This is a genomic window from Alistipes sp. ZOR0009, from assembly GCF_000798815.1.
Lineage (GTDB): Bacteria > Bacteroidota > Bacteroidia > Bacteroidales > ZOR0009 > Acetobacteroides.
Genome location: NZ_JTLD01000017.1, coordinates 41,642 through 61,112, shown reverse-complemented (window position 1 = coordinate 61,112; position 19,471 = coordinate 41,642). Strand labels below are relative to the sequence as shown.

The window sequence follows — 19,471 nt, the reverse complement described above, 5'->3', positions numbered from 1 at the left end:
TATGGACGCAAAGGAAATAGAACAACTGCTAGCAGAAGAAACGCTTGATATTAAGAAATATGTAAATCTAACACTCCGCTACTGGTACTGGTTTGCGATTTCTCTAGTTGTATGCATGGCTTTGGCATATATTCTAACAAAATCGACCCATAATGTTTATCAGGTAGACGCTACCATACTTATAAGAGATGATAAGAATAGAAGCAGCAGTGGAGCCGAAGCGCTGCTAAGCGAACTGAGCTTAGTAAATAACACGAAAAGTATTCAAAACGAAATTGGAATACTAAAATCTTATACACTAGCATTCAACACAGTAAAAGATCTTCCAGAGTTTAAAACTACCTACAAGCTGCTTGGCAAGCGCATGGTTAGGCACAACGTTATTTATAAAGATTTCCCATTTAATATTACCTACGACACAACCTGCGTTAACCCAACAGGAAAAAATATATTCATCACATTCATAGGCGAAAACAGGTTTGAAGTAAAAACGGATGACCATGAATCTGAAAAGGCATACAGCTTTGGGCAGCTTATCAAGCTAAACAATTTTGGATTCACGATAACTCCGACCTCCTTCTTCAACAAAGAGGCGGCTATAGGACGAACCTTTATCCTTACCAAAAACGATTTAAATAGCCTTGCAAAACTTTACCAGTCAAGAGTGACTATAAACCTTGTTGATAAAAACGCATCGCTAATAAGCCTTTCCTCGACAGGAGAATCTGCCGAACAAGAGGCTGACTACCTAAATAAGCTTATTCAAACGTACATATCTCAAAGCCTTGAAGAGAAGAATCAAATCGCTAAAAACACAATCAATTTTATTGATGATCAACTTTTTGGAATGCGAGATTCTCTAAAAAAGGCAGAAGTTAACCTTCGAAATTTTAGGGTAGAAAACCGCATCTTAGATGTAAACAAAGAGTCTAGCATGCTGCTGGACAAAATGAAGGAGCTCCAAACAAATAAGGCAACCATAGATATCAACAAACGCTACTACAGCTACTTAAAGACCTACCTAGCCAAAAGAGATAGCTACACAGATGTGGTAGCCCCTTATACGCTAGGGATAAACGATATACAGCTGGCTAACTTACTAAATGAGCTTTCGACATTAAGTAATGAACGCCAAAACCTAAAGCTTAGCTTAAAAGATAATAACCCGACTCTAATTCAGCTCGATGGTAAAATTAGAAATGTAAAAAATGGGCTTACTGAAAAGGTAAACAGCCTTTTAGCAACAAATAAGCTGGCTAACGATGATATCAACGAGCAGGTTGGCAATATAGAATCAAAAATTGCCCTTTTACCATCTAATGAGCAGCAACTCTTCAATAAAACCAAGGTATACGACTTGCTCGACAAGATGTACACCTACCTGCTAGAAAAAAAATCGGAGGCATCCATAGCCAAAGCTTCCAATATCTCCGATTGTAAAATTGTTGATCCAGCACTGCCTATCAACGCTGTTCTTAAGCAGCCAAAGCCAAAAATGAACTATGTTTTAGGTTTTATCTTAGGGCTGCTAATTCCACTAATAACCATTATTCTACGGGATTATTTTGACAATAAAATACGAGCCATAAAGGATCTCACCAAAAAGCTATCAAATGTTCCGTTACTTGCTACTTTAGACCATTCGACATTCAAAATAGACCTACCCGTAAAAGAACGTCCAAAATCGCGACTCTCTGAGTCTTTTAGAACGCTTCGCACCAATATTAACTTTGTTCTAAACGACAACAAAAGCAAAGTAATAATGGTTTCATCTCTAATAAGCGGAGAGGGTAAGACTTTTTGTGCCACTAACTTGGCTGCTATTTTTGCTTCCTCTGGAAAAAAGACGCTACTTATAGGTCTCGACCTTAGAAAGCCTAAGATTCAAACAGTTTTTGAAACAACTAACCATAAAGGAATTAGCAGCTACCTAAGCAATCAGAGCACTTTTGAGGATGCCATAAAACCGACAGATATTACCAACCTATGGTTAGCCGTATCTGGTGCTATTCCCCCAAACCCATCTGAGCTTATAGGATCGCCAAAAATGGATGAGTTCTTTAGTATTGCCCGCAAAACTTATGACTGTATAATCATTGATACGCCTCCTATTGGCATTGTTACAGACGCTAGGATTATCTTCAACAATGTTGATTTGGTGCTATTTGTTACCCGAATAGGAGTATCTCCTAAAGATGTTGTGGACTACTGCAAAGACCTACATACCACCCTTAATAATAAGCTAGCACTTGTTGTTAATGATTTCGATTCCAAAAAGAGCCATGCCTACTATAGCAAATATCGCTATAAGTATAACAAGGAAAATAACCACGAATACTACGAAAACTAATACATACAAAATAAAAAGGCGGTTAACACCGCCTTTTTATTTTGTAAAAGTTCGTAGCAAATACCTTAAAATATTCTCGGTTAAAGTAAAACGAGCCATAAAGTTATATACCTTCATCTTCAAAGTGCTGCTTTTGGCTTTTAAAAACTGTTTTCGATACTTCGAAGTATCTGGTAACTTATATATCAACGCAATTCTGTAAATAGTCAGAAGCTTAGAGGCAATGCCAGGCTCCGCCATATAAGCTAACGAAAACTGATTGGAGTAGTGGGAAATAACATCGAGTACCGACTCTATAAACTTGATCTGTCGCTCAGGATCAATTGAATGAGAAGCTGATTCTCCTAAAATTCGATAAACAGCAGTAAAATCATTAAGATGATGCACCTTATACTTGCTTGCTATTTCAATCCAAAGAGGATAGTCTATCATTCTTAAGCTGCGCTCGCTGATAACCTGATATACCGATTCTTTTACCTCATTATAGGCAGAGGAACGAACCATTACGGTAACCGTTGACATAAACGCTCCTTTAAGTAGCTCCCTCAAAACAAAACCAGAATAGCTAGCCGCAGGGATTTCCTTTTTAAACCCCACATTCTGAACATACTGCCTTACATTGGTATAAACAATTGCGTAATCCCGATTTTTACACAAAAAATCCACCTGCTTTTGGAGCTTATAGGGATCATCCCAGTAGTCATCGCCTTCGCAAAAAGCAATAAAATCACCATCAACCTCAGAGTCTAGGCTAAAAAAATTTTCAACCATCCCCACATTGGCAGTTCTCAAAGTCGCCTTTATTTGCGGGTAACGAGATGCATAATCGCGTATAATATCTGCAGTTGCGTCCCTTGAAGCATCATCCCCAACTATAAGCTCAACAGGAAAATCAGTAACCTGCGCCAAAACACCTTCTATTGCCTGAGCAACATAAAGTTCATGGTTGTAGGTCAGCATTTTAACGGAAACCTTCATTCAGATTTTTTAAGTTTGAAAGACGACAACTTTATATAATAAGCCGCTACCTCTTGATAATTGCCTTAATAATTCGGTCAACCTCTTCATCCGTAATATTTTGATGCAACGGTAAGCAGATAACCTGATTTGCTGCACGGTTAGCAACAGGAAGGTTGTCAACAGAAGCAGAAGGAAGTCCTCGGTAAGTGGAAAAACTACTAATCAACGGGTAAAAATATCGACGCCCATAAATTCCATCCTTCTGTAGAGCGGAGTAAAGTTCATCACGCTCCATTCCAAATTTTTCGGCATCAATAAAAATAGGGAAGTAGGAGTAGTTGTGCTGAACATTATCTACTTCCGAAATAAAAGATAAGCCAGCGATACCTGCTAAACCGGCCCTATATTCCTCTGATATTATTTTACGCTTTGCGATAGCTGCATCAACATGCTTTAAAGACATTAAACCAAAGGCAGATTGAACCTCGTTTAGCTTTGCATTTATACCTGGAGCAACCACAGTTACCTCATCAGCAAAACCAAAGTTTTTTAGGTAGTCTATGCGCTGCTTCATCTTTTCGTCATGACATACGATAGCGCCTCCTTCAATAGTAGAAAAAACCTTAGTAGCATGGAAGCTCAAAATCGATAAATCACCAAAATTTAAAACCGATTTACCGCCTTCCTTTACACCAAAAGCATGAGCAGCATCGTAAATAACCTTCAAACCATAGGTATCTGCAATCTGCTGAATTTTATCTATATTACAGGGATTTCCATACACGTGCACCGGCATAATGGCCGTTGTTTTTGGCGTTATGGCTGCCTCTATTTTTTCAGGATCGATATTAAATGTTTTTGGCTCAACATCCACAAAAACAGGCTTTATACCATTCCACCAAAGCGAATGTGTAGTTGCCACAAAGCTGTATGGTGTTGTGATTACTTCGCCTGTAATTCGTAGCGCCTGCAAAGCGGTAATCAGAGCCAATGTTCCATTAGAAAAAACAGAAATATACTTAACCCCCAAATATTCACAGAGCTCTCGTTCTAACTCCTGGTGGTAATGCCCATTATTTGTCAACCAATGACGCTCCCATATATCCTGAAGGTAAGGCATAAACTCCTCTAAAGGAGGAAGTAGGGGAGAGGTTACCGTTATATTCTTTTTAGCGTCGTTCATTTCTTATTCTTTTTATAGAACCAACAATCACAGCTTTTAACTCTAAAAACTCTGTAACTTTAAGTCTGTCGTATATTACATATGAGAGAGTTAACCCAACTAGCAATTGAACCGCTAAGGTTGCAAAAAGATTCCAATTTAGAAAGGTAACGCTCCACATCACCAAACCAACAAGCGTCGAAATACCCAACAACGGAGCAATATCAGCTAGCTGCTCGCGCGTAGGATAGTCTATCAAGCGTGCCGAATAGTAGCTATTTAAGAAGTAAGATACTACAGATGTTACCACCATGCCTACTAAAAGCGCATAAACCCCCCAAAACACACCAACAACAAGAACTGGCACTGCGATTATCTTCTTAAGAACTTCTAACTTCAAAAAGAGATCAGAACGACCTTTCACATTTATAATATTTAGGTTGATGGCGTGCAGAGGGTATAGCATGCCCGATAGGCAAAGAAGCTGTAGGTAGGGAACTACAGGCTCCCATTGATACCCTATGGATATTAAAATGACAGATTTTGCGCATGCTGCCAAACCTAGCATCAAAGCAAATGTACCCATCATCGTATTAATAATCAGCTTTCTGTAAGCCTGCTTCAACTTTGCTGATTCGTCCTGAATGGAGGATAAGACTGGATAGCTTACGCGCTGTATTGTTTGCGTCAGATTTGCAGAAAAAACAGCCTGAAACTTATCGGCATTTGCATAGTATCCCAACGTGGCCGACGAAAAGAATTTACCAATAATCAACGTATTGATATTTTTATAGATAGTATCAAGCAGCGAAGAGGCAAGAATTTTTGATCCAAAGCCAAAAAGCTCTCGGAACGAGTCCACGCTGAACACCAAAGAAGGACGCCAACGATTCATAACCCAAAGTAGCAAGCTTTGAAAAAGCTGTCGCCCAAGCTGCTGTCCAACCAGACTCCAAACCCCAAAACCGCCAAACGCCATGCCGACACCAACGCCTCCACTTAGCACCGAAGAGATCAAGGAAACTTTCGTTTGTAGCTTAAAATCTATTCTTTTAGTAAGTATAGTTCGCTGAATTACGGATAAGGAGCTAAGAATTATGCCAAAAGCCAAAACTCGAGTTATATCTGTTAGCTCTGGTTGCTTGTAAAAAATACTTAACGCTGGTGCGGCAAAGTAGAGCGCTATGAACAGAATAAAGCCAACCGCCAAATTAAAATAAAAGACGGTACTATAATCCTTCTGCGTACAATCCATCTTGCGTATTAACGCAGTGGTAAACCCGCTATCTATAAACGTGTTAGAAATAGCCGTAAAAACAGCAATCATGGCCACAAGACCAAAATCTGCAGGCGTAAGCAACCTTGCTAAAACGAGCGTAACCAGAAATGTAATACCTTGGTTACCTATATTATCCGCAAAACTCCACCCAAACCCATGCAGCGTCTTCTTCTTTAAAGCCATTTTTGTAGTGTATTTAACAAGCAAAAGTAGCAAAATGAATTAAGTAGCACATCATGATATCCTACAGAGTAGTAAAGTCACAATAAAAACATATAAATACCTTTAAATCGGACTACACCATTTAACAACAAAATATATTCTTCTCCAGAAGAAATAGCAAACAATCAACTAATTTTGTCCCATCACTAAAAACAGAGTATTGACACCAAATAGCGACCAAAAAGATCTAACAAAGCGCTGGCTTGTTGGCTACACCACCCCAAGAGCAGAAAAACAGGTTTATGAGAAGCTGCTAAAGCAAGGTTATACAGTGTTTTTACCCCTTGCCAAGGCTTCTCGTAGGTGGAGCGATCGAATAAAAATCGTAGAAATACCTCTTTTTACTTCGTACATATTTGTAAAAGCCAACTCCCACGAAATCTACGAATCACTACGTAATACACCAGGACTTATCAGATATCTTTATATAGAAGGGAAGTTTGCAGAGGTGTCTGATAAGGAAATAGATAATATAAAGAAGTTCCTTTCTAAAACTGAAGGCTATCAATTCTCCTTTGAAGAAAACCAAACCGTTGAAATAAAGGACGGTGTGCTAAAGGGTAGAAGAGGAGTGGTTACCAAACTCGGTAAAGACAAGCTTCAGCTTAAAATAGAGCAGTTTGGGTGGGTAGTAAAAGCAGAAGTTTTCAAAACACAAGCCAAAGTTGTGGACTAAATACTATAGCCATACAAATAAATTTAGAAAAAAGGCCCCCTCAATACTACTTACAGCATTTTACAGCAAATTTAAAGCAAAAAATAATACCACATTAAACCTAACAAGTTAATTTTAACACTTATAATCAAGTTATTAAGCTAAACCAACTTGTAATTTAAAAATAGACCTTTACTTTTGCACGGTTGGAAGGGACATTTTAGACCGCATCTGGCTGTTGCGAAAAATCCCCCTTTTATATTTTTAATACTAAACACTATCAATCAACCATTTAAAATGGAATACTTGTGATTGATGTGGCTTTGCTTTTGTTAAATTTTATAAATTTAGTGTTGCAAGCAATAAAGCATACCTGATAAAACAGGTCTAACAATTATCCTCAATTATACCTACAAAAAAATATAAAACGCATAATCGCTGTTTGAAAAAATCAAAAAAGAGTGCCAACAAGTACAATCACTAAATTTATTTTAATACTGTGTGTTAATTTTATATTTTAGTAGCTTATTACCCAAAAAAGCTTTTAACTACCATGAAAACCATCAAAAAGCTGTTTATGAATAGAATAATCTTTGTTATCGTTACCTTACTCAGCGTTGGATTTGGACTAGCATCTTGCAATAAAGATACTACAGAAGAAGAAATTTTAAAAAATCAGCTAGCAACTGCTGATTCTCTACTTAAAAGAGGAGGAGTAATCAAGTATACCGTTAAAATTGTTTCTACAGCTAACTCATCTATACTAAAATCGAAGATGAGCATAGAAAATGCTAATGTAACCATATACCAAAACAACAAGGTATACACCGCCATTACCGATGCCAATGGTTTTGCCATCTTCCCTGATATGAGAATAGGAACCGCCGCAGTAAATGTAAAGTTAAAAGATCATGCTGAGGTTGACTACGTTGCTGATTTAACACCGGCAGACAACCTAATAAACCTATCCCAAGGACAAATGGTGAATACCGTTAGATATGCTAGCACGATGGTACCCATGTTCCCAATAGCGGCACCAGGAGCAGCCACCATCACCGGAAAAGTTACAGCCGAACTAGATCTCACCAACACAGTTCCAGAACCTGCACCAAACGTTACAGTTACCGCCAAAGTGGATGTAGATGACCCTGATTTCGTAAGCAGATATATCACCCCAACACAGGGAACAACCAACTCCAATGCCGGTAGAATAATAAAATTTGCTTTCCAAGATGCAACAATATCGACTCAAACAGATGCGCAAGGAAACTATACGCTGCAAGTACCAGCAGCGCTTAATGGGTTACCCATTAAGCTAAGCGTTGCCGACTACCAAACTAACCAAAAGTTATATTTGGAAAACGACCCCGTTGACGGTTCTTTTAAACCTGGAGAATATACGGTACCCATTATATTTAGTAGCAATACAGAGCCTAGTCCAATACCCGACGTTAAACCTATATATGTGAAAGTTGATGAGCCTACAGCGCTAGTTGGTTACATTTTAAGTGAGGCTTCCTTTAGCTTTGAAACCGATGCTGAAGGAGGAGTTACCTCCATTAACGTGACAAAAAAAGGAAAATATACGCACAAGCCATTTGTAAACATTAGAAATACTGGCGAAGGTGCCATTTTAGATGCGGTTTGGAACGCTACAACAGGAGAAGTAGAGGGCGTAACGATTATCAACAAAGGGAAAGGCTACAGTACAACCACTTCTTATATCAAAGCTGCGCTAGTTACATCTAAAAGAACTGCACAAATTACCCCTGTATTGGAAAAAAACCAACTAACACAACTCATTGTTACTGACAAAGGATATGGCTATATGATAAGGCCTACAGTTAAGATTGTTACACCCTATAATTTAGTAACACAACCAGAACTGTACTCAACTATAGATTTATGGACGTACGATTTACGCTCTGTTTTGATTGTAAACTCAGGATCCGGTTTCAAAACCACCTTGAACTTTCCTTTAACACCTGCTCGTATTCCTATTTCAAGTAATGATTTTAAAATTAGTGCATTAACCAGCCAATCAACCATAAAAAACTTAGACATGGGCACAGGTAAGAGATTGTAATTTTATTTACTACTTCTTAATCTCTATCCTATTATCGAACACTTTTACAGTTTACAAATGAAATCGTTATTCTTAGGCCTTGGGTATATAGGGCTACCAACTGCTGCAACTCTTGCAGGCAAGGGACATCACGTTGTTGGCGTAGACATAAACCCAGACGTTGTTCAAACTATTAACAAAGGACTAATCCACATTATAGAGCCAGATTTAGACCTATTGGTTAAAGATGTCGTAAAAAATGGATTCCTTAGAGCCTCCACAAAACCAGAAGAGAGCGATACTTTTGTGGTAGTAGTCCCTACTCCTTTTAAGGGAAACCATGAACCCGATACATCCTTTATAGAAGCAGCCACAAGATCTGTTTTACCTTTATTAAAGGAAGGAAACCTCTTCATCATAGAATCAACATCACCAGTCGGAACAACCGAAAAGGTGGCTAATTTAATATTTAGCGAACGCCCTGAACTTAATGATAAACTATTCATAGCCTACTGTCCCGAGCGTGTTCTTCCTGGCAATATCCTGCATGAACTAGTTAATAACGATCGTGTTATTGGTGGTATCAATGAAGAATCTACTAATAAGGCTGTTGAATTTTATGCAAAGTTTGTAGAAGGGAACCTACATAAAACTAACGCCAAAACAGCCGAAATGTGCAAACTAACGGAAAATTCATCCAGGGATGTACAAATTGCCTTTGCCAACGAATTATCACTTATCTGTAGCAAGGCTGGCATAGACGTTTGGGAGCTGATAAAGTTGGCAAATAAGCACCCACGAGTAAATATATTGCAACCAGGATCTGGTGTTGGTGGACATTGCATTGCTGTTGACCCATACTTTATTACGTCTGATTATCCATTGGAATCTAGGCTGATAAGTACTGCTAGAGAAATAAACAACTATAAAGCATTTTGGTGTGCAGAAAAAGTATGCTCTTCTATGCTAGAATATAAACTGCAGCATGGTAGAGAACCTAAAGTCGCTATAATGGGACTTGCGTTTAAACCCAATATCGACGATCTTAGAGAAAGTCCTGCAAAGTATATTGCTCAAAAAATAATGCAAAGGTTCAACAATGACGAAATTATGATTGTAGAACCTAACGTGAAAGAACACAAGGTGTTCAAACTAACTAACTATCAGACAGCTTACGAAACAGCAGATATAGTTGTATTTCTTGTTGCTCACAACCAATTCAAAACTCTTAAACCTAAAGCAGACACCTTAATTATTGATTTCTGTGGAGTTTTTAACAACTAATGTAATGAAAAAAGTTATGCTTGTTTTCGGAACTAGACCCGAAGCAATAAAAATGGCTCCGCTTATTAAGGAACTACAAAAAAGCAGTGAATTAAAAACCATAGTTTGCGTAACAGGGCAACACCGAGAAATGCTCGATCAGGTTCTTAACCTATTCGAAATCAAGCCCGATTACGACTTAAATATAATGAAGCAAGGGCAAGATTTGTATGATGTTACAAGCCTAGTGCTTACTGGAATGCGAGATGTTTTAAATGATGCTAAACCAAATCTAGTTCTAGTACACGGAGACACCTCCTCTTCTACCGCTGCTGCACTTGCGGCATTCTACCAGCAAATACCTGTTGGTCATATAGAAGCAGGTCTAAGGACTCACAACATCTATAGCCCTTGGCCGGAAGAGGTTAACCGACAAATAACTAGTAGAATAGCAACTTTCCACTTTGCCCCAACCGAAAAATCCAAGCAAAATCTTATAAACGAAGGGATAGACCCTTCAAAAATATCTGTAACTGGAAATACAGTTATTGATGCTCTTATATATGTTCTTGATAAAATTAATAGAAATAGTTCCCTAGAAAAAAATATTGAATTACAACTGATTAAGTCAGGAATAAACGAATCAAAATTTACCAAATGGATTAACGGAAATCGCAAAATGGTACTCATTACTGGTCATAGAAGAGAAAATTTTGGAACAGGATTTTTGAGTATATGTGAAGCTATAAAAAAATTAGCAGAAATATTCCCAAAAGTAGATTTTGTTTACCCGATGCACCTAAATCCAAACGTAAGAAAACCAATTGCCGAAATATTTGGAGAAAAACAACATGAATATTCAAACATCTTTTTTATAGATCCGCTTGAATACTTACCCTTCGTGTATCTCATGAACTTATCCTACTTAATATTAACAGATAGTGGTGGTATTCAAGAAGAAGCTCCTGGTTTAGGCAAACCCGTTTTAGTGATGCGTGACACCACCGAAAGACCAGAAGCACTCGAAGCCGGCGTAGTAAAACTAGTTGGCTCCTGTACCAATTCAATTATTAAAGAAACATCGGAGTTGCTAAATTACAAAGAACTATACACGAGTATGAGTGGTAAAAAAAATCCATTTGGTAATGGAGATGCATCCACTATAATAGTACAAACAATTATAAATAAACATTTTAATAATTAAAATGAGTATCTTATTAAAAAGGTTACTCTCTAATAATTTTATAAAAAGAGGAGGTTTTTCTGTATTCCTATCAACACTTTTGTCTAAAATATTTGCGTTTATTGGTTCCATCCTAATTGTAAGAATTTTAGATCAAAACGTTGTCGGCATCATTAACTTTGTGCGAAGCCATATATTAGTATTTATGCCATTAGTAGGCTTAGGTATTGGACAAGCACTTTTAAGATATGGTAGTTACAAAAAAAATGGACACTATAAAAAGAAGCTATATCTTTTTTCAATTAAAAAGGGTTTCAAATTTTCTATATTTATAACTATAACATTTGCAATATTAAGTGTATTTTTTTCTTCGGAAGTTAAATCAAGTTTATATTACTTTTTAGCTTATGCTTTTTACATAATAACGTACTTTTTTTTCGAAGTATATTCGTCATATATACGCGTTTCCAATAATAACCAAAGATATGCAAAACTGCTTGTAATTTTTAGTATTGTAAGTTTAATACTATCACTTTTATGCGGATATATTTGGAATGGAATTGGATACATTATAGGAATTGTAATTGCACCATTAATCACCTTATTGCTATTTGATCCATCAATAATAAGAAGAATACCAAATAAGACAATAGAAACTAGTACAACAAAAGAATTAGAAAAATTTGGAAGACATCTTAGTTTTGGAAGTGTTGCTAACCAACTTAGTCTTGTAATAGATATAATTATTGTAGGATATTTTGTTAAAAACACAGCATTAATAGCAATATATACTATAGGAACATTAATTCCTACTAATTTACTTTTTATACCATCTACTTATTTTTTAGCAGATTTTGTACATATAAGCGAAAATGGAAATAAAAAAGGATTTACTAGATTATATATAAAACGATATCTAACAATTTTTGTACCAATATCCCTAGTTCTGGGTTTACTGATATTCATTTTTAGCAACGATATTATTCAACTACTATTTGGCTCTATATACAATAATTCTGTAGCAATACTAAACATATATACTGTTGGAATGATTGGTTCTTTTTTACTTCGAATACCAGCTGGTAATATACTAAGCGCCATTGGATTCGCAAGATTTAATGCAAATATGAGTTATATATTTTTAATTATAAATATTATATCTAGCGTATTATTTACCTATTATTATGGAATTAAAGGTGCGGCAATTTCAAGCAGTATCATAGTTTGGTCTAGTGGTATAATTAGTAGTTTTTATCTACTAAAAAAAATAAAATAAAGATGAATGTTTTAGTAATAGGTGATTGTAATCATATATTATTAAAGGACTTATATTCTAATAAAGAATTTAATAATATTAATATAGACTACTGCTCCTACACATCGGTAGAAAAAAGTTACAATAGCATAAGTAGATCCTATAATATATCTACTTACTTTCCTAAATGGATAAAAAAAATAATCCATCCCTTTTTTACTTACTATATATATATACTGCTACTTATTATTTTAAAAGGAAGAAAATATAATATTATTCACTTCCATTTTACATACAGTTTTTATATCTTTCTTATACCCTTCTGCCGACTATATAAGATTAAAATAGTAAGTACCATTTGGGGTAGTGATTTTTACCATGCTAAAAAAATTGAGATATATCTCAAAATATTATTTTGGAAAAAAGTTGATATTGTGTCAATTACCAATGATAATTTAAAAAATGTTCTTGTAGAAAAAGGGCTTAATAGTCATAAAATTAGAATTACAAGATTTGGTTTAAGAAATATAGACAATATAGATACACTCCTTAAAAAAGGAGATAAAAATAATTACAAAAAATTACTCGAAATTCCGTTAGATAAAAAAACTATTATGGTAGGATACAACAGAAGTGCTAACCAAAACCATGAGGCAATAATAAATGCTCTTCAAAAAATTGATAGTACTGTGATTAGTCGCTACATCTTTATATTCCCCCTAACTTATGGACCAACTGAACGAATAAGTAAAATATCCTCCATTCTGCAATGTACACAGTTGAATTACTTAATACTACCAAACTTACTCTCTATGATCGAATTCAGCAAATACACAATTGCTACCGACATTTTCATTCAACTGCAAAACACAGATCAATTCAGCGCAACTATGACAGAACATATATACTGTGGAAACTCTGTCATAACAGGTGCTTGGTTAAACTACAATATATTAAAAGATAAGGGTGCTACCTACTTCGAAATAAACTCATTAGATAAACTCTCAAATGAACTGGAACACACCTTGAGTAGTTGTACACTATCTTCTGAACAACAAAAAATCAACCACAAAGCAGTATTTGAGCTCTGTCATTGGAATGTAAGTATTCACAGTTGGAAAAATCTTTACTGCTACAATGACTAATAGGGTTATTTTATTTTCCCACTTACTACTTGCTATTGTTTGCTGTACACCCTATTTTTTACTATCAACTTACATTGGCTACATAGTTGCAGCAATAATTGTTTTTATAACATTATTGACCTCTATAAAGCACCCTAATGCATTATTAATAATTTTAAAAAAACATTCAAAATCAATATTTTTATATCTTATATTTTTTATAATTGCTTTAATAAATATAATATTTAGTGATACAAATGTCAAATTAGGCCATATCTTTTTTTTCTGCAGTTTTATAGGAATGTATTTTATAGGAATAACATCACAACTAACCCCAAACTTAAAAAAAAATATAACTTGGTTTTTTATTATAATAAATCTAGCAAACTGCATAATTTCTCTCCCAAATCTTTTTGATGATAATGTATGGATTAGCCGACGAATTACGTCTGGAGAAGCAACTGATGAGGAAATAACATTTGCAAGGTTATCTGGTATCTGTAACTACTCTTATTATATGCTGCAAGCTGTTTTAGTGCCATTTATACTCGAATTTATAAAAATCAGAGAAAATTCTCTTTTTAAAAAATTAATTATATTTTCATCAGTAGTGGTCATTTTGATTGTTGTTCTTATGAGTACCTACTTTGCTGCTTTTCTCAACCTACTTCTTATAATGCTAATTTATGCAACATATAACATTAAAAAAAATGGACTAAAAATACTAACAATAATAACAATTATCTCAATTGCTACTGTTACTTCTTTTAATAGCATAAGTAAAAATGAAACATTTATGTATGTGATCGAAAAATTTGAACGAATGACTAATGGCGTCTCAAATAAAGGGCTAATTGAAGGGGATGAAACAGAAAGAGGAAAGCTTACAATAAATAGCATAAACACATTTAAAAAAAATCCGATAATGGGGGTTGGACCACAAGACTACAGAAAGTATGATTTAGTGGGAGGTCATTCATTTTGGTTCGATTTTTTTGCACAATATGGAATAATATTTCTCCTATTTTCAATATCTATATTTTTTATGTTTTATGAAAATAAATATGCTAATAATTTTAGTAAAATTAGAAAATTATGCTTTTTAATAATCATGCTAAGTAGTTTTGGAAACCCGCTACTTCTTTCTCCATTTGTTTACTATTTTTGCTTTATTCTTTTATGGTAGTTTTATATTCATGTGCATTTAATACAAAACGAGGCGGAGGTCCTCATACACATGTTCAAGGTATTTACAATTCAGAAGTTCTAAAACCTTTTCTTAAACTTATTATTCCTGGCAATAATAATATTAATACCTTTTATAAAGATAATAATCGTATCTTAATTGGACCAAATACAGGAATTTGGATTTTAAACTTACTACTTTTTGAATTGTTTGCATCTTTTCAACTATTTAAAGAAAAATTTTATTATAAAAATACAACTATACTCTACTATAGACCTCATTATACAACTTTATTGCAGCCTATTATAGCCCGAATTCTACGCATTAAAGTCATAAAAGAAATTAATGGAATTTCTGAACTAGAAACAAATATCAAACTACTAAAATACATTTCTAGATACTTAGAAAAATTTTATTCAAAAATCGCAGATAAAAATATTGCTGTTTCAAAAGGAATTGCTGACTACTACGTTAACAAATACAATATAAATCGAAATAAATTAGTTGTAATTCCTAATGGTATAGATAAAAATATTATTCAAAATACTTCTAAATCCAATTTATGTAAGAATGATACTATCAAACTTGTTTTTGTTGGGCATCTTGCCAAATGGCAAGGTGTATATGAATTTATAGTTGCATCTCATTCGCTGCTCAAAAAGTATAATATTGATTTTTATGTTGTTGGAAATGGCGATCAACAGCATAATATAGAATTATTTATTAAAAATAACTCTATTAACAATATAAAAATTATGGGATGGGTTTCCCATGCAGAAAGTATTGAAATAATAAAAAATAGCCACGTTGGATTTTTGTGCAGACCTGGTGATGAAAACATGCCACTAGGTTCTCCTCTTAAGTTATTTGAATTCATAGGTCTAGGGAAAGCTATTTTAGCAACAAATGTCGATGGTATTGGAAACTTAGAAAAAATATCATCAAACTTTTACTACATATCATACAATGACTCAAATAGCATTGAGGAGGTATTTAAAAAATGGAGATCAAATCCAAGCAAAATACTTGAAAGTGGCGCGGTAAACTTTGAAATTTGCAAAAATGAATACACTTGGGATCAAACTTGCAAAAAAATTTTCGATTTAATATAAAATGAAAATAATAAGAATAACAACCGTTCCTATTTCTCTCTACTTACTCCTCAAAGGGCAGTTGAAGTATCTTTCTAAACATTTCAATATCACAGCTATTTCTTCTCCCGGAGAGTTACTCGACAAAGTTGCTGAAAGGGAAAATATCAGAGTTGTTGGAATTGAAATAAAGAGAGAAATTAGCATTTTAAATGATCTTTTTTCCCTCTACAAATTATATCTTTTTTTTAAAAAAGAAAAGCCTGATTTAGTTCATAGTTTTACACCTAAATCGAGCATGTTATCAATGCTTGCTGCTTGGTTGGCAAACGTACCTCACCGCTACTATTCGGTAACAGGTCTAAGATTTGAAGGCTGTACTGGAATGCTGCGATGGGTTCTTGTGAATATGGAGAGACTAAGCTGCTACTTTGCAACAAAAGTAATTCCAGAAGGCAACGGCGTAAAAGAGAAACTTATTCATAATGCTATTACCAAAAAACCTCTCCATACTATACTAAACGGAAGTATAAATGGTATTGATTTAGAATATTTTTCAAAAAAAGAATATAGTGAAAATTACCGTAAAAAATTAAATATTAATGATAACGACGTGGTATTCTGCTTCGTTGGAAGATTAGTTGGAGATAAAGGTATAAACGAACTCATTCAAGCTTTCCACATTCTAAACAACAATCATCCCAACTCAAAACTTCTTTTAGTTGGATCTTTTGAAAACGACCTAGATCCACTCCAACAAGAAAGCTACCAATTATTGAATTTTAATAAATCTATACTACAAGTTGGTTTTCAAGAAGATATTAGGCCATATCTGAATTCTTCTGACATTTTTGTTTTTCCTAGCTACCGGGAAGGATTCCCCAACGTAGTCCTACAGGCTGGAGCAATGGAGCTACCCTGCATAGTAACAGATATAAACGGCTGTAACGAAATTATAAACAACGGCATAAATGGGATAATAATCCCTTCAAAAAACACAGAAACCCTGTACTTAGCAATGATAGAATTGCTCGAAAACAGCGACAAGAGGAGCAGAATGTCTAAAGTCGCACGCAATATGATAGAGACACGATTTGATCAAAAACTTCTTTGGGAAGCACTTTTAAGGGAGTACCAAACTTTAGAAAAAAAATGTACAACCATACCTCAAAAAGGTTAATAGACCTTCTAGTATCACTAACAGGCATTCTCCTATCGTTACCCATTACAATATCGACAGTACTAGCCCTGCTTATTACAAACAGGGGAGAGCTACTATTTATACAGCAACGGTCGGGAAAAAACGGCAAACTATTTCGTATCATCAAATTCAAAACCATGAACGACAAACAAAATGCCGATGGTCAGTTACTATCTGATGAAAAAAGATTAACGAAAGTTGGACTCTTTGTTAGAAAGCTATCAATAGATGAGTTACCTCAGCTTATCAACGTCCTAAAAGGGGATATGAGCCTCATAGGGCCACGCCCTTTACTTCCAGAGTATTTAGCCCATTACACCCCTGAACAAGCTCGTAGACATGATGTTCGACCTGGTATTACAGGATGGGCTCAGGTAAATGGTAGAAATACAATCTCGTGGGAAAAGAAGTTCGAGTACGATGTTTGGTATGTAGATAACCTCTCTTTTGCTTTAGACGTTAAAATATTTTGGCTTACCATCATTAAGATATTCAAACGGGAAGGGATTAGCTCCGCTACATCAGCAACTATGGAGCGATTTGATTTACAGATTACAAAAAAATAAATATATGTTTCTACTAGGAGCAAGTGGTCATGCTAAAGTAATTATTGATATACTGAAAGCTCAAGGTGTAACTATTGATGGATTATTTGACGACAATCCGAACTGTACTGATTTAAAAGGTTATCCTTTTTTAGGTGCTTTAAAAGATTACAAAAAAGCGATTGATTCTCTTATAATATCTATTGGCAATAATTCGATACGAAAGCGTATTGCAGAAGATTTTCAGAATATTGACTACGGAACTGCTATTCATCCATCTGCTATACTATCCGATGATGCAAATATCGGAAATGGTACTGTTATAATGCATGGTGCCATTGTACAGTCATCTGTTTTAGTTGGTAATCATTGCATCATAAATACCTCTGCATCTATCGATCACGACTGTACCATCGAAAACTACGTACATATTTCGCCCAACGCTACACTTTGTGGCAACGTAACCGTATGCGAAGGTGCTCAGGTGGGAGCAGGTGCTGTAGTAGTACCTGGTAAAAGAATAGGTAAATGGGCGCTAGTTGCTGCCGGAGCTGTTGTTGTTAGAGATGTACCAGACTATGCGCTAGTTATTGGAAACCCAGCACGTGTTATTAAGATTCTAAAATAGTAGTCCACGCATAGGCTACGGATTTACATATATCTACAATAACTTTTAAGAGACTTGTAAAGTTATGGATATCCAAAATCCTTAAAATCGTGGCTAAAAAATATAAACAATGAAGAGTAAGATTTGGCTGTCATCTCCCCATATGGGAGGAAGGGAAATGGAATTTGTAAAGGAGGCTTTTGACACCAACTGGGTAGCTCCGCTAGGTGCCAATGTTGATGGCTTTGAGGAAGACCTATCTAAATATCTATCCAATAGCAATATTGCCTCAAATAATAGTGACAATAAGCAAACTATTCATGTAGCAGCATTGAGCGCAGGTACAGCTGCGCTTCATCTTGCAATGATTATGTTAAACGTAAAAACAGGTGACGAGGTAATCTGCCAAAGCATGACCTTTTCTGCTTCTGCAAATCCAATTACCTACTTGGGCGCAAAACCCATATTTGTAGATAGTGATCGGGAGACTTGGAATATTTGTCCAGTCCAGCTAGAGAGAGCCATCGAAGATAGAATCAAAGTTACCGGCAAAAAACCAAAAGCTATAATAGCCGTACATCTCTACGGTATGCCCTACAAAGTTGACGAAGTGATGGCTGTTGCCAATAGGTACCAAATTCCAGTTATTGAAGATGCCGCAGAAGCTTTGGGATCCACATACAAAGGAGAGGGCTGTGGCACATTTGGAGTAATGGGAGTACTTTCATTTAATGGCAACAAAATAATCACCACATCAGGAGGAGGAGCGCTCGTATCAAATTCAGAGTCATATATTAAGCAAGCGCGTTTCCTATCTACGCAAGCGCGCGACAATGCTCCTCATTACGAGCATACCCAAATTGGCTACAACTACCGCATGAGTAATATTGTTGCTGGTATTGGAAGAGGACAAATGCTGGTTCTAAATGATAGAGTTGCTCTACGTAGGAAAATTAATGCTATCTATAGGGAAGCTTTTAAGGACACTGCTATCGAGTTTCTTAGCGAGCCAAACGAGAAATTCTTTTCAAATCACTGGCTTACAGCCATACAAATTGACGCTGAAAAATGTGGTGTCACACGAGAAGATATCAGACTTGCACTTCAAGAAGAAAATATAGAGAGCCGCCCACTCTGGAAACCTATGCACATGCAACCTGTATTTGCCGATTGTCCTTTTTATGGTAACGGCACATCAGAAAAACTATTTGAAAACGGCCTGTGCCTACCATCAGGTAGCAACATGACTAACGAGGAGCAAAATAGGGTTATTAGCATCATTTTGAATAAATTGTAGCTACATGTCGCTTGTATTTATATAGG

Annotated in this window: 16 protein-coding genes; 13 read left to right on the top strand and 3 right to left on the bottom strand. The window is 35.5% G+C overall.

Annotated features, from left to right (window positions below; translation table 11 throughout):
* The first annotated feature begins 1 nt into the window (after position 1).
* On the top strand, positions 2-2,350 hold the full coding sequence (locus L990_RS05965; protein WP_047446476.1) for a GumC family protein: 2,349 nt from the start codon (positions 2-4) through the stop codon (positions 2,348-2,350).
* Positions 2,351-2,386: 36 nt separating this feature from the next.
* On the opposite strand, the gene L990_RS05960 is transcribed toward L990_RS05965, so the two are convergent.
* The 3 genes from L990_RS05960 to L990_RS05950 are packed head-to-tail and all read right to left on the bottom strand — an operon-like array spanning position 2,387 to position 5,934.
* A complete protein-coding gene (locus tag L990_RS05960; protein ID WP_052180781.1) occupies positions 2,387-3,328 on the bottom strand; it encodes a glycosyltransferase in 942 nt (313 codons plus the stop codon).
* A 46-nt stretch (positions 3,329-3,374) separates the two neighbouring features.
* Positions 3,375-4,493 (bottom strand): DegT/DnrJ/EryC1/StrS family aminotransferase, encoded by a 1,119-nt coding sequence (locus tag L990_RS05955; protein ID WP_047446474.1) that lies wholly within the window; start codon positions 4,491-4,493, stop codon positions 3,375-3,377.
* Positions 4,480-5,934 (bottom strand): lipopolysaccharide biosynthesis protein, encoded by a 1,455-nt coding sequence (locus L990_RS05950; protein WP_047446472.1) that lies wholly within the window; start codon positions 5,932-5,934, stop codon positions 4,480-4,482. The genes L990_RS05955 and L990_RS05950 overlap by 14 nt, the downstream gene beginning before the upstream one ends.
* A gap of 199 nt (positions 5,935-6,133) precedes the next feature.
* Here L990_RS05950 and L990_RS05945 point away from each other — a divergent pair, with 199 nt between their 5' ends.
* From L990_RS05945 to L990_RS05885, 12 genes are all read left to right on the top strand, one after another.
* Complete coding sequence (locus tag L990_RS05945; RefSeq protein WP_052180780.1) at positions 6,134-6,649, top strand: UpxY family transcription antiterminator; 516 nt, start codon at positions 6,134-6,136, stop codon at positions 6,647-6,649.
* A gap of 556 nt (positions 6,650-7,205) precedes the next feature.
* Complete coding sequence (locus L990_RS05940; RefSeq protein ID WP_156121372.1) at positions 7,206-8,714, top strand: hypothetical protein; 1,509 nt, start codon at positions 7,206-7,208, stop codon at positions 8,712-8,714.
* A 57-nt stretch (positions 8,715-8,771) separates the two neighbouring features.
* Positions 8,772-9,977 carry a UDP-N-acetyl-D-mannosamine dehydrogenase gene (gene wecC / locus L990_RS05935; RefSeq protein ID WP_047446467.1) on the top strand — a complete coding sequence of 402 codons (1,206 nt, stop codon included), beginning with the start codon at positions 8,772-8,774 and terminating at the stop codon, positions 9,975-9,977.
* 4 nt (positions 9,978-9,981) lie between these two features.
* Positions 9,982-11,160: a non-hydrolyzing UDP-N-acetylglucosamine 2-epimerase gene (gene wecB, locus L990_RS05930; protein ID WP_047446466.1), complete on the top strand. Its 1,179-nt coding sequence runs from the start codon at positions 9,982-9,984 to the stop codon at positions 11,158-11,160.
* 1 nt (position 11,161) lies between these two features.
* A complete protein-coding gene (locus L990_RS05925) occupies positions 11,162-12,415 on the top strand; it encodes an oligosaccharide flippase family protein (protein WP_047446463.1) in 1,254 nt (417 codons plus the stop codon).
* A gap of 413 nt (positions 12,416-12,828) precedes the next feature.
* Positions 12,829-13,539: a hypothetical protein gene (locus L990_RS19880; RefSeq protein WP_156121370.1), complete on the top strand. Its 711-nt coding sequence runs from the start codon at positions 12,829-12,831 to the stop codon at positions 13,537-13,539.
* The gene (locus L990_RS19875) at positions 13,532-14,704 is read left to right on the top strand and encodes an O-antigen ligase family protein (protein WP_156121368.1); all 1,173 of its coding nucleotides are present in this window, start codon (positions 13,532-13,534) and stop codon (positions 14,702-14,704) included. The genes L990_RS19880 and L990_RS19875 overlap by 8 nt, the downstream gene beginning before the upstream one ends.
* Positions 14,698-15,816: a glycosyltransferase gene (locus tag L990_RS05905; protein ID WP_047446455.1), complete on the top strand. Its 1,119-nt coding sequence runs from the start codon at positions 14,698-14,700 to the stop codon at positions 15,814-15,816. The genes L990_RS19875 and L990_RS05905 overlap by 7 nt, the downstream gene beginning before the upstream one ends.
* A gap of 1 nt (position 15,817) precedes the next feature.
* On the top strand, positions 15,818-16,975 hold the full coding sequence (locus L990_RS05900; protein WP_047446452.1) for a glycosyltransferase family 4 protein: 1,158 nt from the start codon (positions 15,818-15,820) through the stop codon (positions 16,973-16,975).
* Positions 16,948-17,562, top strand: coding sequence for a sugar transferase (locus tag L990_RS05895; protein WP_047446450.1), 615 nt, complete (start codon positions 16,948-16,950; stop codon positions 17,560-17,562). Before L990_RS05900 ends, L990_RS05895 begins: the two co-directional genes overlap by 28 nt.
* 4 nt (positions 17,563-17,566) lie before the next feature.
* Positions 17,567-18,169, top strand: coding sequence for an acetyltransferase (locus L990_RS05890; protein ID WP_047446448.1), 603 nt, complete (start codon positions 17,567-17,569; stop codon positions 18,167-18,169).
* A 109-nt stretch (positions 18,170-18,278) separates the two neighbouring features.
* A complete protein-coding gene (locus tag L990_RS05885) occupies positions 18,279-19,445 on the top strand; it encodes an aminotransferase class I/II-fold pyridoxal phosphate-dependent enzyme (RefSeq protein ID WP_047446446.1) in 1,167 nt (388 codons plus the stop codon).
* Positions 19,446-19,471 lie beyond the last annotated feature (26 nt).

What these genes read in the sequence shown, in the direction of transcription:
- L990_RS05965 (WP_047446476.1), top strand. Translation starts at nt 2, where the DNA reads ATGGACGCAAAGGAAATAGAACAACTGCTAGCAGAAGAAACGCTTGAT.
- L990_RS05905 (WP_047446455.1), top strand. Translation starts at nt 14,698, where the DNA reads ATGGTAGTTTTATATTCATGTGCATTTAATACAAAACGAGGCGGAGGT.
- L990_RS05885 (WP_047446446.1), top strand. Translation starts at nt 18,279, where the DNA reads ATGAAGAGTAAGATTTGGCTGTCATCTCCCCATATGGGAGGAAGGGAA.
- L990_RS05960 (WP_052180781.1), bottom strand. Translation starts at nt 3,328, where the DNA reads ATGAAGGTTTCCGTTAAAATGCTGACCTACAACCATGAACTTTATGTT.
- wecC (WP_047446467.1), top strand. Translation starts at nt 8,772, where the DNA reads ATGAAATCGTTATTCTTAGGCCTTGGGTATATAGGGCTACCAACTGCT.
- wecB (WP_047446466.1), top strand. Translation starts at nt 9,982, where the DNA reads ATGAAAAAAGTTATGCTTGTTTTCGGAACTAGACCCGAAGCAATAAAA.
- L990_RS05955 (WP_047446474.1), bottom strand. Translation starts at nt 4,493, where the DNA reads ATGAACGACGCTAAAAAGAATATAACGGTAACCTCTCCCCTACTTCCT.
- L990_RS19875 (WP_156121368.1), top strand. Translation starts at nt 13,532, where the DNA reads ATGACTAATAGGGTTATTTTATTTTCCCACTTACTACTTGCTATTGTT.
- L990_RS05895 (WP_047446450.1), top strand. Translation starts at nt 16,948, where the DNA reads ATGTACAACCATACCTCAAAAAGGTTAATAGACCTTCTAGTATCACTA.
- L990_RS05925 (WP_047446463.1), top strand. Translation starts at nt 11,162, where the DNA reads ATGAGTATCTTATTAAAAAGGTTACTCTCTAATAATTTTATAAAAAGA.
- L990_RS05940 (WP_156121372.1), top strand. Translation starts at nt 7,206, where the DNA reads ATGAATAGAATAATCTTTGTTATCGTTACCTTACTCAGCGTTGGATTT.
- L990_RS05890 (WP_047446448.1), top strand. Translation starts at nt 17,567, where the DNA reads ATGTTTCTACTAGGAGCAAGTGGTCATGCTAAAGTAATTATTGATATA.
- L990_RS05900 (WP_047446452.1), top strand. Translation starts at nt 15,818, where the DNA reads ATGAAAATAATAAGAATAACAACCGTTCCTATTTCTCTCTACTTACTC.
- L990_RS05950 (WP_047446472.1), bottom strand. Translation starts at nt 5,934, where the DNA reads ATGGCTTTAAAGAAGAAGACGCTGCATGGGTTTGGGTGGAGTTTTGCG.